Source organism: Pantoea sp. WMus005, assembly GCF_013415305.1.
GTDB lineage: Bacteria > Pseudomonadota > Gammaproteobacteria > Enterobacterales > Enterobacteriaceae > Pantoea > Pantoea rara.
In genome coordinates this window covers 1-16469 of sequence record NZ_JACBXU010000008.1, presented here as the reverse complement: position 1 = coordinate 16469, position 16469 = coordinate 1, and the positions used below count along the sequence as shown (strand labels likewise).

The following is a 16469-nucleotide window of genomic DNA, read 5'->3' as shown; positions in this document are numbered from 1 at the left end:
AGGCAGTTATGCCTCTTTAGGACCACGTGAAGCACGTTTGCGGTCGTTTTCAGTCAGATGACGTTTACGGATACGCACTGACAGTGGCGTCACTTCTACCAGTTCGTCATCATCAATGAACTCGATCGCCTGCTCCAGCGTCATTTTCTGCGGTGGAACCAGTGTTGTTGCTTCATCGGTACCTGAAGCACGCATGTTGGTCAGTTTCTTACCGGTCAGACAGTTCACTGTCAGATCGTTAGAACGGCTGTGAATACCGATGATCTGGCCTTCATAGACTTCTGCACCGTGGCCCAGGAACAGCTTACCGCGATCCTGCAGACCGAACAGCGCGAACGCTACAGCTTTGCCCTGACCGTTAGAGATCAGGACGCCGTTCTGACGCTGGCCCACTTCGCCCGGACGGATATCGTCGTAGTGGCTGAAGGTAGAGTAGAGCAGACCGGTACCGGAAGTCATGGTCATGAATTCGTTACGGAAGCCAATCAGGCCACGGCTTGGGATCACGTAGTCGAGACGTACGCGGCCTTTGCCATCCGGATCCATGTTTTTCAGATCGCCTTTACGCTCACCCATGGCTTGCATAACAGAACCCTGATGCGTCTCTTCGATATCCAGCGTGACGTTCTCGAATGGCTCTTGTTTACGGCCATCGATTTCACGGAAGATAACTTTCGGACGGGATACTGCCAGCTCGAAGCCTTCACGACGCATGTTTTCGATCAGAACAGAGAGGTGAAGCTCACCACGACCTGATACGCGGAAGGCGTCAGAATCTTCGGTTTCTTCAACACGCAGTGCCACGTTGTGAACCAGTTCTTTGTTCAGACGCTCAAGGATCTGACGTGAAGTCACGTACTTGCCTTCTTTACCGCAGAACGGTGAGGTGTTGACGTTAAAGAACATGGTTACGGTTGGCTCATCGACGCTCAGTGCTGGCAGCGCCTGCACGTTCTGTGGATCACAGATAGTGTCAGAGATGTTCAGCTCGCCCAGACCGGTGATAGCAATGATATCACCCGCTTCTGCCAGATCGCTGTCGATACGCTCAAGACCCAGGTGAGTCAGAACTTTACCGACTTTACCGTTACGGGTTTTGCCTTCGCTATCGATGATAGTGACTTGCTGGTTAGGCTTAACTTTACCGCGCTTGATGCGGCCGATGCCGATCACGCCCAGATAGTTGTTGTAGTCCAGCTGAGAGATTTGCATCTGCAGTGGGGCATCAGCCTCAACCTTCGGAGGCGCAACATGGTCAACGATTGCCTGATACAGCGGGGTCATATCGTCAGCCATGTCGGTGTGCTCAAGACCTGCAATACCATTCAGCGCAGAGGCGAAAATGATAGGGAAGTCGAGCTGCTCGTCAGTGGCATCCAGGTTAACGAACAGGTCAAATACCTGATCTACAACCCAATCCGGACGCGCACCAGGGCGGTCTACTTTGTTGATAACCACAATCGGCTTCAGACCATGCGCGAACGCTTTTTTGGTCACGAAGCGGGTTTGCGGCATAGGGCCATCCATCGCATCTACAACCAGCAGCACCGAGTCCACCATGGACATGACGCGCTCAACTTCACCACCGAAGTCGGCGTGTCCCGGGGTATCAACGATGTTGATACGGTAGTCATTCCACTTAATGGCGGTGTTTTTTGCGAGGATGGTAATCCCACGCTCTTTCTCCAAATCATTGGAGTCCATCACGCGCTCTGTTGCTTCGGTACGGGCATCAAAAGTACCGGATTGTTGCAGCAGTTTGTCAACCAGGGTGGTCTTTCCATGGTCAACGTGCGCGATGATGGCGATGTTACGCAAATTTTCGATCACAGCTTTGCCTCAGGCATTAGAAATAGCGCGTTATTGTACACTGATTAAGCGGAAGACTGAACACCATCACACTTTTCACTGAAAGTTTATTAGATAGATGCATATTTGCCCTATTCCCGGTGCAGAAAATGCACTAAGTTGGTCTTATGCACCAAAATAGTGCTGGGCGATCATCAAAAAGCACCATTATGGTGCGCAAAAATCATCATGGTGCAGCCGTGTAATGACATAAAGGTGCAGCACAAGGCGATTTAAGCAACATCAGGAAAGTTGGCACAGAATTCGCTTTATCTAAATCAAGCGTAAACGCCAGTCAGTTGTCGGTTGAAGAGCGTGCCGAAAGAAGTGGGTCAGGGAATTTTGTCCTTCCACGGATTCCGGAAACGACGTTTCCTCGCCATGTAGATAATGAAAGACCATTTCCAGGAGAGTTGAGTATGTCCGCTGAACACGTTCTCTCGATGATGAACGAGCATGAAGTTAAGTTTGTTGACCTGCGTTTTACCGATACCAAAGGTAAAGAACAGCACGTTACGATCCCTGCTCACCAGGTTAATGCTGACTTCTTCGAAGAAGGCAAAATGTTCGATGGTTCGTCTATTGGCGGCTGGAAAGGCATTAACGAATCAGACATGGTGCTGATGCCTGACGCCACCACGGCGGTCATGGACCCGTTCTTCGAAGATTCTACGCTGATTATCCGTTGTGACATTCTTGAGCCAGGCACTATGCAGGGCTACGACCGCGACCCACGCTCTATCGCTAAGCGCGCTGAAGATTACCTGCGCTCTTCCGGCATCGCGGATACGGTGCTGTTTGGACCAGAACCAGAATTCTTCCTGTTCGATGACATTCGTTTCGGTTCATCGACTTCCGGTTCACATGTGGCTATCGACGATATCGAAGCGGCATGGAACACCGGTAAAGAGTACGAAGGCGGTAACAAAGGTCACCGTCCAGGCCTGAAAGGCGGCTACTTCCCGGTTCCACCAGTCGACTCATCACAGGACATCCGTTCTGCCATGTGTCTGACGATGGAGCAGATGGGCCTGGTTGTTGAAGCGCATCACCACGAAGTGGCGACTGCAGGTCAGAACGAAGTGGCAACCCGCTTCAATACCATGACTAAAAAAGCAGACGAAATTCAGATCTACAAATATGTCGTTCATAACGTTGCCCACGCTTACGGCAAAACGGCGACCTTTATGCCGAAGCCAATGTTTGGCGACAACGGTTCAGGCATGCACTGCCATATGTCACTCTCTAAAGGTGGCCAGAACCTGTTTGCCGGCGATAAGTACGGCGGCCTGTCTGAAATGGCGCTGTTCTACATTGGCGGTATCATCAAGCACGCTAAAGCAATCAACGCACTGGCGAACCCGACCACCAACTCTTACAAGCGTCTGGTCCCGGGTTACGAAGCACCGGTTATGCTGGCTTATTCTGCCCGTAACCGCTCAGCCTCAATCCGTATTCCGGTTGTTGCCAGCCCGAAAGCTCGTCGTATCGAAGCGCGCTTCCCGGATCCAGCGGCTAACCCATACCTGGCGTTTACCGCTCTGCTGATGGCTGGCCTGGATGGCATCATCAACAAAATCCATCCTGGCGATGCGATGGATAAGAACCTGTATGACCTGCCACCGGAAGAAGAAGCTGAGATTCCAAAAGTTGCAGGTTCTCTGGAAGAAGCGCTGAATGCACTGAACGAAGACCGCGAGTTCCTGACCCGTGGCGGTGTATTCACTGACGAATCGATCGAGGCTTACATCGAACTGCGTAAAGCAGAGATGGATCGCGTTCGCATGACGCCACATCCGGTTGAGTTCGAGCTTTACTACAGCGTTTAACTGGTCAAACGATTTTGTTGCCGTGGAAACTTTTAGCCCATCTTCGGATGGGCTTTTTTCTCCGCGAATTCACCGTTCATTCGCCCTCCTTTCGGCTTTAAGACTAAAATGCACCGGGTTGGTGCAGAGGAACGTTTTATGGCAACTGGCTCTCTGCCCGATGCAGGGCAGATACTCAACGCTTTAATCAACAGTATTTTGTTGGTGGATAACGATCTGGTTATTCATTACGCCAACCCGGCGGCGCAGCAATTACTGGCGCAAAGCTCACGCAAACTGTTCGGCACGCCGTTACCGGAGTTAACCGGCTACTTTTCGCTGAATATTGAGGTGATGCGCGAGAGTCTTGAGGCTGGCCAGGGATTTACTGACAGTGAGGTTACGCTGGTCGTTGATGGTCGCGCACACATTATGTCGCTGACCGCCCAGCGGTTACCCGATGGTTTAATTCTGATGGAAATGGCGCCGATGGATAATCAGCGCCGGCTTAGTCAGGAGCAGTTACAGCATGCCCAGCAGGTAGCCGCTCGCGATCTGGTTCGCGGTCTGGCCCATGAGATTAAAAATCCGCTGGGCGGATTGCGCGGTGCGGCACAGCTTTTATCCCGCGCCCTGCCCGATCCCTCGCTGAACGAATACACCAAAGTGATTATTGAACAGGCCGACCGCTTGCGGAACCTGGTGGATCGCCTTTTAGGGCCGCAGCAGCCTGGCATGCACATCACGCAGAGCATTCATCAGGTCGCTGAACGGGTGGTTAATCTGGTGTCGATGGAGCTGCCGGATAATGTCTCGCTGGTAAGGGATTACGATCCCAGCCTGCCAGAACTGCCGCACGATCCCGATCAGATCGAACAGGTGCTGCTTAACGTGGTGCGCAATGCGCTTCAGGCGCTGGGAGACGATGGCGGCACCATCATTATCCGCACCCGCACGGCTTTCCAGCTCACGCTGCACGGCACGCGTTATCGCCTGGTGGCACGTATAGATATTGAAGATGATGGTCCCGGCATTCCGGCCCAGCTGCAGGATACGCTGTTTTATCCGATGGTCAGCGGACGTGAAGGCGGAACCGGTTTAGGCCTCTCCATCGCCCGTAGCCTGATTGATCAACATTCAGGAAAAATAGAATTTAACAGTTGGCCAGGACACACCGAATTTTCGGTTTACCTGCCTATTCGCCAGTGAGGTTTCTATGCAACGAGGGATAGTCTGGATCGTCGATGACGATAGCTCCATCCGCTGGGTGCTTGAACGCGCGCTCACTGGAGCCGGTTTGAGCTGTGCGACTTTTGATAGCGCAAGCGAGGTGCTGGATGCCCTCTCAACCAAAACCCCGGACGTTTTACTGTCAGACATTCGCATGCCCGGTATGGATGGCCTGGCGCTGCTGAAACAGATTAAACAACGTCATCCGATGCTTCCGGTCATCATAATGACAGCGCATTCGGACCTGGATGCTGCCGTCAGCGCCTATCAGCAGGGTGCCTTTGATTACCTGCCTAAACCGTTTGATATTGACGAAGCGGTGGCGCTGGTAGAACGTGCTATCAGTCATTATCAGGAGCAGCAGCAACCGCGTAATCAGCCGGTCAGCGGACCGACCACCGATATCATTGGTGAAGCCCCTGCGATGCAGGATGTGTTCCGCATCATCGGACGGTTATCACGCTCTTCGATCAGCGTGTTGATCAACGGTGAGTCCGGTACCGGTAAGGAGCTGGTAGCCCATGCGCTGCATCGCCATAGCCCACGCACTAAAGCGCCCTTTATCGCGCTGAATATGGCGGCAATACCCAAAGATTTGATTGAGTCAGAACTGTTTGGTCACGAGAAAGGCGCCTTTACCGGGGCGAACCAGATCCGTCAGGGCCGTTTTGAGCAGGCGGATGGCGGCACGCTGTTTCTGGATGAGATCGGTGATATGCCGCTGGATGTGCAGACCCGTCTGCTGCGCGTGCTGGCCGATGGTCAGTTCTATCGCGTCGGTGGCTATGCGCCAGTCAAAGTGGATGTGCGTATTATCGCCGCAACCCACCAGAACCTGGAGTTACGGGTGCAGGAAGGCAAGTTCCGTGAGGACCTGTTCCATCGCCTGAATGTGATCCGCGTGCATCTGCCGCCGCTGCGTGAGCGTCGCGAAGATATCCCGCGTCTGGCGCGTTACTTCCTGCAGGTGGCGGCACGTGAGCTGGGCGTGGAAGCGAAGATTCTGCATCCGGAAACCGAAACAGCCTTAACCCGGCTGCACTGGTCCGGTAACGTGCGTCAGCTGGAGAATACCTGCCGCTGGCTGACGGTAATGGCTGCGGGTCAGGAAGTGCTGATTCAGGATCTGCCCGGCGAACTGTTTGAATCCAGCACCCCTGAAAATCCGGTACAGTCGCTGCCTGACAGCTGGGCAACGCTGCTGGCACAGTGGGCCGACCGCGCCCTGCGTTCCGGTCATCAGAATCTACTGTCGGAGGCACAGCCGGAGATGGAGCGTACGCTGCTCACCACTGCGCTGCGTCATACGCAAGGCCACAAGCAGGAAGCGGCACGTTTGCTGGGCTGGGGACGAAACACCCTGACGCGCAAGCTGAAAGAGCTTGGCATGGAATAAGCGGTTCGGTTCGGGCTGGCATGACCTGCCAGCCCGTTTCTTCAGATAACGCGCGAAAACTGCTGCTGACGCGCTTTCTGACGCAGATAGCGATCAAAGCACATACAGATATTACGAATCAGTAAGCGGCCAATTCCCGTCACCTCAAGCCCGCCAGCCGCTTGTACAACCAGCCCGTCAGCGATTAACGGTTTCAGCAGCGCCAGATCCTCAGCAAAATAGTCGATGAAGCGAATTCGCCATCGCGCTTCTGTCGCGGCAAAATCCAGCGAGAAGTTACAAATCAGCGTTTTAATCACATCACGACGCAGGCAATCATCGTCGGTTAGGGCGATACCGCGCCACAGGCCATTTCCCTGCTGTTCCACACGACTATACCAGGTATTAAGGTCTTTCTGGTTCTGCGCATAGCTGTCACCAATCATGCTGATGGCTGAGACGCCAAGCCCCAGTAAGTCACTGTCGCCCTGCGTCGTGTATCCCTGGAAATTGCGATGCAACTGCCCTTCACGCTGCGCGATGGCCAGCTCATCCTGCGGCTTCGCAAAGTGATCCATTCCGATAAACTGGTAGCCTTGCTGAGTCAGGGTCGCGATGGTCTGCTGCAGAATATCCAGCTTTTGCTGAGCGGAGGGCAGTTCATCCTCTTTGATTTTGCGCTGTGCTGCGAACATGGCCGGCAGATGCGCATAGTTAAACACGCTAAGGCGATCCGGATTCAGCGCCATGACCCGCTCCAGCGTCCAGGCAAAGCTGGCTGGCGTCTGCAGGGGCAAACCATAGATCAGGTCGATGCTGGTTGAGCTGAAGCCCTGTTCACGCGCGCGCGCCATCAGGCCGAAAATCACCTCTTCGTCCTGTACCCGATTAACCCGTTCCTGCACCGATTTATTGAAATCCTGCACGCCCATGCTCAGACGATTAAATCCCAGCGATCCAAGGTGATCGATCACATCAAGCTCAATTTCCCGGGGATCAACCTCGATCGACATTTCAACATCATCGGTCACGCTGAAGTGCTGCTTCAGCAAACCCACCAGCCGCGAAATCTGCGCATTGTCGAGGAAGGTTGGTGTGCCGCCCCCCCAGTGAAGCTGTGTGACCTTACGCTCACGAAACAGCGGCGCACGCTGAATAATCTCCTGCTCAAGCACATCCAGATAGCGGTCTGCTTTGTGGCGCTGGCGCGTCACAATCTTATTGCAGCCGCAGAAGTAGCAGAGACGATGACAGAAGGGAATGTGAACATAGAGCGATAGCGGACGATCAGGATAACGCGCGACGGCATGCTGGAAATCAGTTTCCGTGTACTGCTCGCTGAACTCCAGCGCGGTGGGATAAGAGGTATAACGCGGGCCAGCGTAATTGTACTTTTCAATTAACGCCTGATCCCACTCAATCTGCTGCGATGGCATGCTCACTCCTTCCGGTGACGTCGTCTGAGAGAAGGTCGCGAAGAAGAGGAGATGAAAGGTGAGCGGGATGAGACCCGACGTAAACGTTGCTTCAGCCGCGACAGGCGTCGTAGTTTAAACAATAACCACAGCAGATAACACGTCGCCAGCAGCGCGAAAATTGATCCAGGCCAAAACATTGTCGTTTACCTGATAAGCGCGGCATGCGGAAACCGCATGCCGATCAAATTTGCTTAGTTGCCCTTCAGCAGACGATACATATCCTCTTCAGCCTGCTCATCTTCGGCATCATCCATCACAATGCCCAACTGCTCCATCAGTTCGTCGATACGGTCCAGCGAGGCATCCAGCCAACCCTGATCTTCAGCCGACAGCGTTTCGCCATTTTCCAGCCGATCCAGCAGCGTATCCAGACGCTCATCATTTTCCAGCTTCGCCAGTTCTTCTTCTGGCGTCAGGCGTACTTTCTTCTCAGCGGCTGGTTTTTCAACGCTTTTCTTTGGCTTAACGGCTGTGGTTTTCCCGTCAGCAATCAGCGCCACCGGTTTTTTACTCCCGATGCGCGGATCTTTCACATTATTCGTCTGACTTCCGCCATTGTTTTCGGATGCCGTCGGATTAGCACGGCTACCAGATGCATGTCCGCGATGCTTTTTATCACGTTTACGATCGCGTGCTTCATGGTTGATATCGTCACGCGATTTGCGTTTGGCTTTAACGGCAGGTTTGCCGTGAGCAGCTCGTGCAGGTTGCTTCATAGTATTCGGTCCCGGCTTTTTTTATTCAGTATAGAATTGCGGCGAAATCTAGCAGAAAGTAGACAAAGAAAAAAGGCGACAGCTCAAGCTGTCGCCTTATTTCATACCTTCACAGGAAGGAATCATGTTTTAAATCCTTTTCGGCTCGTAACATCCCAGTCAATCCCGCGCCTGCTCAACTCCTGAGCTTTTCCTTATCCCTGTCTGGTCCGCAATCCCTGACCTGGTCCATTCCAACGCTCAAAACCCTCCTGGTATCCCTGAGCACATCATCCTGATGGGTGCTGCCGTGCACTGCACATTAATGTAGACCAACTGGTAAAAGCCTCAAGTCAGCGCCGCAAATAGTTTGTTCGAAAAAAGAACGATTCATTCTAAAGCATTGAATTATAATTATTTTTATTTTTAATAATTCAGTTAAAAAGCGAAATAACCTGCAGCCTCAATGGCAAATCTCTTACAAAGGTGGCTAATGAGACGCTGTTGAGCACTTTAGCGCCATAACGCGTATAATCGCCCGCATTGCATTAATGCGTTTTCTGGAGTGTCACCTTGTCTGAATTGAATTATCACGTTACCCACTTTGTCATGAGCGCGCCGGACATCCGCCATCTGCCTGCCGATACCGGAATTGAAGTGGCTTTCGCTGGCCGCTCGAACGCGGGAAAATCGAGTGCGCTGAATACGTTAACCAATCAGAAGGGTCTGGCGCGTACCAGTAAAACGCCAGGGCGTACGCAGTTGATTAACCTGTTTGAGGTTAAAGAGGGTAAGCGTCTGGTCGATCTGCCCGGTTACGGTTATGCCGAAGTCCCGGAAGAGATGAAGCTGAAGTGGCAGCGCGCGCTAGGTGAATACCTGCAAAAACGTCAGGCGCTGAAAGGCCTGGTAATCCTGATGGATATCCGTCACCCGCTGAAAGATCTCGACCGGCAGATGATTCAGTGGTCAGTAGAAAGCGGCATTCCGGTGCTGTTGCTTCTGACTAAAGCAGACAAACTGGCTTCAGGTGCCCGAAAAGCACAGCTCAATGTCGTGCGTGAAGCCGCACTCGATTTTGTTGGTGATGTGCAGGTAGAACTCTTTTCATCGCTGAAGAAAATCGGTGTGGATAAGGTTCGTCAGAAGCTGGACAGCTGGTTTAATACGCTTGAACCTGCGGTTGAGGATCAGGACGCGGAAGAGTAAGTGGCAGCCCTGTGCTGCTGAAGCTGGCGATGCAAAAAGCCCAATAAAAAACGCCCCAGTCACAGAATGACTGGGGCGGCTAAATTCAGCCAAATCCGATTACGTGAAGTAAAAGGTCTGAAAGATAGAACATCTTACCTCTGTACCCTACGCGACGAACTTTACCTGATTTTCTGTGCGTGACAAAGGCTTTTTTGTTGCTTACTTACATCAAACAGGGCTTTTTTTACCATGCACATCACAAAAATAGCGTTGCGATGTAGTTTAATGACGAAAAAAGTGTTTAGACGATAAGTAGTTAGAAAAGCACTTTCTCTCAATGCCCGTTTTCACCACGCTAAACCGGTTAATCAAACGATTTTCTTATAGCTGATCACTGGCCGATACCGCCCTGCGGAACCGACCTCAGGACGTGAATCAGTGGGCTTCATCCCAGTTGTTGCCTACCCCGACTTCGACCAGCAAAGGGACGTCAAGCTGAACGCTGCCTTCCATCAGCGCACGAATTTTCTGGCTGGCCTCTTCAACCGCCTCCGTTTTCACTTCGAATACCAGTTCATCGTGAACCTGCATGATCATTCGGACGTCTTTATCTTTTTGCTGTTCCAGCCACTCATCCACAGCAATCATCGCGCGCTTGATAATATCTGCTGCCGTTCCCTGCATTGGCGCATTGATCGCGGCGCGTTCTGCGGCTTTCCGACGAATCGCGTTGCTGGATTTAATATCTGGCAGCCATAGACGACGGCCTTCCAGCGTTTCGACATAGCCCTTACCTGCGGCCAGCTGGCGGGTGTTCTCCATATAGCGCAGTACGCCCGGATAGCGTTCAAAGTAGAGGTCCATATACTTCTTCGCTTCGCCCGCACCGATATTTAGCTGACGCGACAGACCAAATGCGCTCATGCCATAAATCAGACCAAAATTGATCGCCTTGGCGCTGCGACGCTGTTCGCCGCTGACCTTATCCAGCGCCACACCAAACACTTCGGATGCCGTGGCGCGGTGAATATCTTCGCCCTGGGCAAACGCGTCCAGCAATCCTTTGTCCTGGGAGAGATGCGCCATGATACGCAACTCAATTTGTGAATAGTCTGCTGCCACAATGCGATGGCCTTTGGCCGCCACAAATGCCTGACGAATTCGGCGTCCTTCGTCATTACGCACCGGGATGTTTTGCAGATTCGGATCGGCAGAAGATAAACGTCCGGTGGCGGTAACAGCCTGATGATATGAGGTATGCACGCGCCCGCTTATCGAATTAATCATCAGCGGTAGTTTATCCGTATAGGTCGACTTGAGTTTGGATAAGCCACGATGCTCAAGAATCACCTTAGGCAGCGGATAGTCGAGTGCCAGCTCAGCTAACACTTCTTCGCTGGTTGAAGGCGCACCGCCGGGTGTTTTCTTCGTGGGTTTAATCCCCTGCTTTTCAAACAGGATCACCTGAAGCTGTTTGGTGGATGAGAGATTAAAGGGTTCGCCTGCCAGCTCATGCGCCTTTGACTCCAGCTCCGCCAGTCGGGCAGTCAGCTCTTTAGAGTGTTGCGCCAGGATGGATTGATCGATTAGCACGCCATTGCGCTCTATCCGGGAAATCACCGTCAGTAACGGCATCTCAATCTGCTCGAAGACTTTTTTCGGGCCTGCTTCTTTCTCCAGCTCTGGCCACATCTTCAGATGCAATTGCAGGGTCACATCAGCATCTTCGGCAGCATAATGCGATGCCTGCTCTAACGCGATTTGATTGAACGTCAGCTGATTTTTGCCTTTACCGGCGATCTCCTGGAAGGTGACCGTTTTATGGTTAAGCCAGCGAGCGGCCAGACTATCCATGTCATGCTTACCCACCACGCTGTTGAGAATATAGGACTCAAGCATGGTGTCGAATTTGATACCGGCCAGTTCAATGTCGTAGTTCTTCAGGACGCCACGATCGTATTTCAGGTTCTGGCCCACTTTCCAGGCGTTTTCATCTTCCAGCAAGGGCTTGAGCTGTGCCAGAACGGCTGCACGATCCAGTTGATCAGGCGCATCAAGATAGTCATGAGCAACCGGCAGGTAGGCGGCTTCACCGGGCGCCACCGCGAAACTGATACCGACGATGTTAGCGCTCAGGGTATCCAGCGCGTCGGTCTCCAGATCAAAGGCAAACACTTCGCTTTTTTTCAGCTTCTCCAGCCAGCTATCAAAGTGTTCCTGATCCAGGATCGTGACATAACCCTCGGTCGGTAACACGCTGCTGGTTTCAACTACAGCAACGGGTTCATCGGACAGCGCCGTTTGCGCCTGAGTATGACTCTTTTTGCCCTGCAGCCATTTACCGTCCTGCAGGTCACTCAGCCAGCGTTTGAACTCATAACGACTGAACAGGGTCTGCAGTGCCTCAACGTTGGGTTCAGTGACCGTGAGCTCTTCACAGGGCAGCGCCAGCTCAACGTCCGTCTTGATGGTCGCCAGCTGATAGGAGAGAAACGCCACATCACGATTCTGCTCAAGTTTGGTCGCCATGGTTTTAGCACCACGAAATCCGAGATCGGCCACTTTGTCCAGATTGTCATAGATCGTCTGCATGCTGCCCAGACCCTGTAGCAGAGCCTGTGCGGTTTTCTCACCCACACCCGGCACGCCTGGGATGTTATCTGAGCTGTCGCCCATCATGGCCAGAAAATCGATGATCAAGGCGGGCGGCACACCATATTTCTGCTCAACCTCTTCCGGGCCCAGAATGGTATTGCTCATAGTGTTAATCAGCGTGATGGCTGGGGTGACCAACTGAGCCATATCTTTGTCGCCGGTGCTGATTAGTACTGAGAGGCCTTTTTTCTCCGCTTCCAGCGCCAGCGTACCGATGACATCATCGGCTTCAACGCCGCTCACAGCCAGCAACGGCAGCCCCATCGCCCGTACCATCTCATGCAGCGGCTCGATCTGCGCCCGCAGATCGTCTGGCATCGGCGGACGGTGAGATTTGTAATGCTCGAACAACTCATCCCTGAAGGTTTTGCCCTTCGCATCGAACACCACAGCAACGTGACTCGGATTGTATTGCGCCAGCAGGCTTTTCAGCATGTTAAGCACGCCGTACATGGCGCCAGTGGGTTCACCTGCACTATTGGTCAGCGGCGGAAACGCGTGATACGCGCGATAAAGATAGGATGAGCCATCAACCAGAATGAGGGGATTTTCTGCTATTTGCGCCATAAGTCTGTGTAGTCTTCGTTGCTATGGGTTGGTCTATAAGGATGCCACAAGCTGGCGGAAATGGTGAACTAAGGCGCAGGATATGTAGCGTTTTTGACGGTTCTGGAGGTAAGATCGCAACGATCATTCTGTGGATAACTTTGTGCGTAAAAATTATAACGCGCTGTATTTCAGGATCTTAAAGATTTTAACCCCGGATAAAGTCTATATTTTTCATTTGTTTATTTAATTTCCGTGACCCGATCGGCAATTTTAATTACGTGATCCCTTGTGTGGATATTAAATTTATGCACTGGAGATGGACAAAATTTGCGTCTCTGTTCAATGGCATAAAAAAACGCCAGCAGAGCTGGCGTTAAATGGGATGGTAAGGCTGATTACTTCTGGCTTACGAGGAATTTAACCACGTTGGCATAGTCTGCGACGAAATTATCCATAGAGCTGGTATCGAGGCCGCCGTTGTTCACCATATATTTACCATTCACGAACATCGCTGGCACACCGCGCAGATCAACATCCGCAGCAGCTTTCTGCTGTTGTGCAACCAGCGCTTTTACAGCGAAGCTGTTCCATGCAGCATCGTAGTCAGCAGCGGAGATACCGGCCGCTTTGACAAAGGTCTCCTTCAGACTGGCAGGATCGGTGATGGTCTGTGTTTTCTGAATGCCATCAAAGATCGGTACTGTCACCTTATCTTCAACGCCCAGCGCCATCGCCACAGCCCAGGCCTGAGTCACAACCGGTCCCAGGTCACCACCGAGGAAATCGACGTGGTATTTCACCAGTTTAGTGTCAGCAGGCAGATTCTTTTTCACCGCGTCATTGACGTGATAAATGCGTTCAAACTGATAGCAGTGCGGGCAGAAGAAGGAGAAGAACTCCATCACCTGAGGTTCGCCGGCCACGGGTTTCGGCAGACTTACATATTGTTTACCTTCAGTGAACTGGGCAGCAGACGCGCTGAATGCCAGCACTAAACCCATCAGTGCAAACCAAATTTTTTTCATCGTGAAAAATTCTCCTGACTACGTCATTAATATTGCGGTGTCAGCTGCAGAGGAGGTTCCTGCAACAGCTTCTCCTGCTCGGTAAAGAGTGAAATTTGCCTGCGCCAGAAATCTTCATCTGTCATCCAGGGGAAAGCGCGAGGAAAAGCGGGATCCTGCCAGCGTCGGACAACCCAGGCCAGATAATAAACCATGCGCATAGCGCGTAAAGGTTCAATCAGTGACAATTCATTAATATCAAAATCACTGAATTCACTGTAAGCCTCCAGCAGAATATCCCACTGAATACGCTGTTCCTGTCTGTCGCCGCTGATCAGCATCCACAGATCCTGTACCGCCGGGCCATTACGGGCATCATCCAAATCGACGAACAGCGGTCCATCACGCCACAGGATATTACCCGGATGGCAGTCGCCATGTAATCGTAGCGGCTCCCACGTCGTGTGCCATTGTTGCTGCAGCGCGTTACCCAGCTTATCAATCGCCTGTAGTAATGCAGCCTTAAGCGATGCAGGCACTAATAGCGATTGCTCCAGCACCTGCCGGGGCTCATGCAGGTACTCATCCAGCCCCATCGTCGGCCGCTGGCTAAACAGCGCTTTACGCCCGGTCTGATGAATGCGGCCCAGAAAGCGGCCTACCCATTCCATCTGATCTTCATTGTCTGTCTCATATTGCCGTCCACCCAGGCTGGGAAATACGGCAAAGAAGAAGCCTGCGTGGCTGTGCAGTGTCTCGCCCTTTAAGCGCAGTGGCGCCGCGATGGGCACCTCGTCAGCCAGCAGATCGAGTGCATACTGATGCTCTTCAGCAATCTGTTCAGCACGCCAGCGCTGCGGGCGATAAAACTTCGCAACATAGCGGCGTTTTTCATCATCGCTGAATTGATAAACCCGGTTCTCATAGCTGTTCAGGGCTGTCAGACCTGATTCGACGCGAATTCCTGTATCCCACAGCGCATCAAGCAATACGTCGGGATTCAATGTCTGGAAGTTAAAAGCAGCGTCGCTCATCATGTTACCTGTGGTTGCCCTTGCAAATAGCAGCCAAGGATAACACTACTTGTCCTGTTTAATGACCCCCCTTGCGCGGAGCAGGGCTGTTTTGAAATCAACTTCATAGTCTTTTTTCAGCCCAGGGATCTCATCATCGCTGGCTGAGTCACGCATTTTGAGATGGTAAATTAATACATCGTCAGTTAATTCACTTAACGGGCCACGGAATCCAGATTCCTGAGCCAGTTTCTGTAAAAATGTGACCAGATTCAGGTCAGGCTCTTTTTGCCAGGCGGGTTGTAGCAACTCGATCAATTCGTTTAAACGATGGCATTTCATTCAGGTTTCTCCCGTATTCACAGTGTGTCATCAGCGAGGGTATAGTCATGACAATATTAACCGGCATCATTCTGGCCGGTGGTCTGGGCCGCCGTATGGGTGGTCAGGACAAAGGATTAGTGCAACTGGAGGGCAGGCCGCTTTATCAGCATGTCCTTGAACGGCTCAGGCCACAAGTCGACATTGTCATGATTAACGCCAATCGCAATATTGATCGTTATCAGTTAAGCGGGTATCGGGTTGTTCAGGATGTTTTTGATAATTATCCGGGTCCGCTGGCTGGTATCTACAGTGCGTTGCTCGCCATCGACGGCGAATGGGCTGTTTTTTGCTCCTGTGATACGCCTGCCATTCCTCTTAACTTCGTTGAACAACTGGTCGAACAACGCGGAGAAGCACCGGCCGTCTGGGTTCGCTCACAGTTGCGTGATCACCCGACGCTTGCTCTGATTCACCGTGATTTGGCTGCACCTCTTTATGAATACCTTGAGGCTGGTGAACGACGTCTGATGCACTTCCTGCGCGATCACGGCGGTCATGCTGTTCAGCTCGATGATGATGAAGCCGCCTTCCGCAATATCAATACGCCTGATGATCTGAATGAGAGAGGTTAATATGTCAGTCCCCTTACTCGCGATTGCTGGCTGGAGTGGAACCGGCAAAACGACGTTGTTGCAGCAGGTTATACCAATTCTTAGTAGTCGGGGTATTCGCGCCGGACTGATTAAGCACACGCATCATCAGATGGATGTGGATACGCCAGGTAAAGACAGCTATCTGCTAAGAAAAGCCGGGGCCAGTCAGGTGATGGTAGCCAGTTCAGAGCGATGGGCATTGATGTGTGAAACGCCGGAAAAAACGTCGATTGATTTGCCTTATCTGCTCAGCCGCATGGATCACTCTACGCTGGAGATAGTGCTGGTCGAGGGCTTTAAAGAGGAACCGGTGCCTAAAATTGTTCTATGGCGTGCCGGGATCAAGGGAGGGATCGATGAGTTGCTGGATGAGCAGGTGATCGCCGTCGCCAGCGACCAGAAATTAGCGTTGAGCGTGCCGGTACTGGATATAAATCGTCCGGATAGCGTTGCAGATTTCATTGCTGGCTGGCTGAAAAAGTTCTGAATCAGGTAATTAGAATTTTTTTTCACGATCTGCAGACGTAAAAAAGCCCCGCACTTCCGTGCGGGGCTTCTTCACTTATATAATGCCTGGCAGTTCCCTACTCTCGCATGGGGAGACCCCACACTACCATCGGCGCTACGGCGTTTCACTTCTGAGTTC

The 16469-nt window shown here is 52.2% G+C and carries 13 protein-coding genes; 6 read left to right on the top strand and 7 right to left on the bottom strand.

What is annotated here, in order from left to right; all coding sequences use genetic code 11:
* Window positions 1-6: 6 nt before the first annotated feature.
* Window positions 7-1830 carry a ribosome-dependent GTPase TypA gene (gene typA, locus HZZ01_RS20030; RefSeq protein ID WP_179899197.1) on the bottom strand — a complete coding sequence of 608 codons (1824 nt, stop codon included), beginning with the start codon at window positions 1828-1830 and terminating at the stop codon, window positions 7-9.
* A gap of 437 nt (window positions 1831-2267) precedes the next feature.
* Here typA and glnA point away from each other — a divergent pair, with 437 nt between their 5' ends.
* The 3 genes from glnA to glnG all read left to right on the top strand — a co-directional run bounded on the left by glnA (window position 2268) and on the right by glnG (window position 6282).
* On the top strand, window positions 2268-3677 hold the full coding sequence (glnA, locus tag HZZ01_RS20025; RefSeq protein WP_179899196.1) for a glutamate--ammonia ligase: 1410 nt from the start codon (window positions 2268-2270) through the stop codon (window positions 3675-3677).
* Window positions 3678-3815: 138 nt separating this feature from the next.
* On the top strand, window positions 3816-4865 hold the full coding sequence (gene glnL, locus HZZ01_RS20020) for a nitrogen regulation protein NR(II) (RefSeq protein ID WP_179899195.1): 1050 nt from the start codon (window positions 3816-3818) through the stop codon (window positions 4863-4865).
* A 7-nt stretch (window positions 4866-4872) separates the two neighbouring features.
* Window positions 4873-6282, top strand: a complete 1410-nt coding sequence (gene glnG, locus HZZ01_RS20015; RefSeq protein WP_010258440.1) for a nitrogen regulation protein NR(I) — start codon at window positions 4873-4875, stop codon at window positions 6280-6282.
* 41 nt (window positions 6283-6323) lie between these two features.
* Here glnG and hemN read toward each other — a convergent pair whose 3' ends face one another.
* Entirely contained in the window at window positions 6324-7697 is a 1374-nt protein-coding gene (gene hemN, locus HZZ01_RS20010; RefSeq protein ID WP_179899194.1) for an oxygen-independent coproporphyrinogen III oxidase, read from the bottom strand.
* A gap of 233 nt (window positions 7698-7930) precedes the next feature.
* Window positions 7931-8455 carry a Der GTPase-activating protein YihI gene (yihI, locus tag HZZ01_RS20005; protein ID WP_179899193.1) on the bottom strand — a complete coding sequence of 175 codons (525 nt, stop codon included), beginning with the start codon at window positions 8453-8455 and terminating at the stop codon, window positions 7931-7933.
* A 552-nt stretch (window positions 8456-9007) separates the two neighbouring features.
* Between yihI and yihA the strand changes: the two genes are divergently transcribed.
* A complete protein-coding gene (yihA, locus tag HZZ01_RS20000) occupies window positions 9008-9643 on the top strand; it encodes a ribosome biogenesis GTP-binding protein YihA/YsxC (RefSeq protein ID WP_179899192.1) in 636 nt (211 codons plus the stop codon).
* Between the two features lie 417 nt (window positions 9644-10060).
* On the opposite strand, the gene polA is transcribed toward yihA, so the two are convergent.
* From polA to HZZ01_RS19980, 4 genes are all read right to left on the bottom strand, one after another.
* On the bottom strand, window positions 10061-12847 hold the full coding sequence (gene polA, locus HZZ01_RS19995) for a DNA polymerase I (RefSeq protein ID WP_179899191.1): 2787 nt from the start codon (window positions 12845-12847) through the stop codon (window positions 10061-10063).
* 377 nt (window positions 12848-13224) lie between these two features.
* Window positions 13225-13854: a thiol:disulfide interchange protein DsbA gene (gene dsbA, locus HZZ01_RS19990; protein ID WP_003850731.1), complete on the bottom strand. Its 630-nt coding sequence runs from the start codon at window positions 13852-13854 to the stop codon at window positions 13225-13227.
* 26 nt (window positions 13855-13880) lie between these two features.
* Window positions 13881-14867 carry a serine/threonine protein kinase gene (locus HZZ01_RS19985; protein ID WP_179899272.1) on the bottom strand — a complete coding sequence of 329 codons (987 nt, stop codon included), beginning with the start codon at window positions 14865-14867 and terminating at the stop codon, window positions 13881-13883.
* 45 nt (window positions 14868-14912) lie between these two features.
* Window positions 14913-15188: a YihD family protein gene (locus HZZ01_RS19980; RefSeq protein WP_179899190.1), complete on the bottom strand. Its 276-nt coding sequence runs from the start codon at window positions 15186-15188 to the stop codon at window positions 14913-14915.
* A 47-nt stretch (window positions 15189-15235) separates the two neighbouring features.
* Here HZZ01_RS19980 and mobA point away from each other — a divergent pair, with 47 nt between their 5' ends.
* Together mobA and mobB are read left to right on the top strand one after the other, a co-directional pair.
* On the top strand, window positions 15236-15802 hold the full coding sequence (mobA, locus tag HZZ01_RS19975) for a molybdenum cofactor guanylyltransferase MobA (protein WP_179899189.1): 567 nt from the start codon (window positions 15236-15238) through the stop codon (window positions 15800-15802).
* A gap of 1 nt (window position 15803) precedes the next feature.
* A complete protein-coding gene (gene mobB / locus HZZ01_RS19970) occupies window positions 15804-16310 on the top strand; it encodes a molybdopterin-guanine dinucleotide biosynthesis protein MobB (RefSeq protein WP_179899188.1) in 507 nt (168 codons plus the stop codon).
* The last annotated feature ends 159 nt before the right edge of the window (window positions 16311-16469 follow it).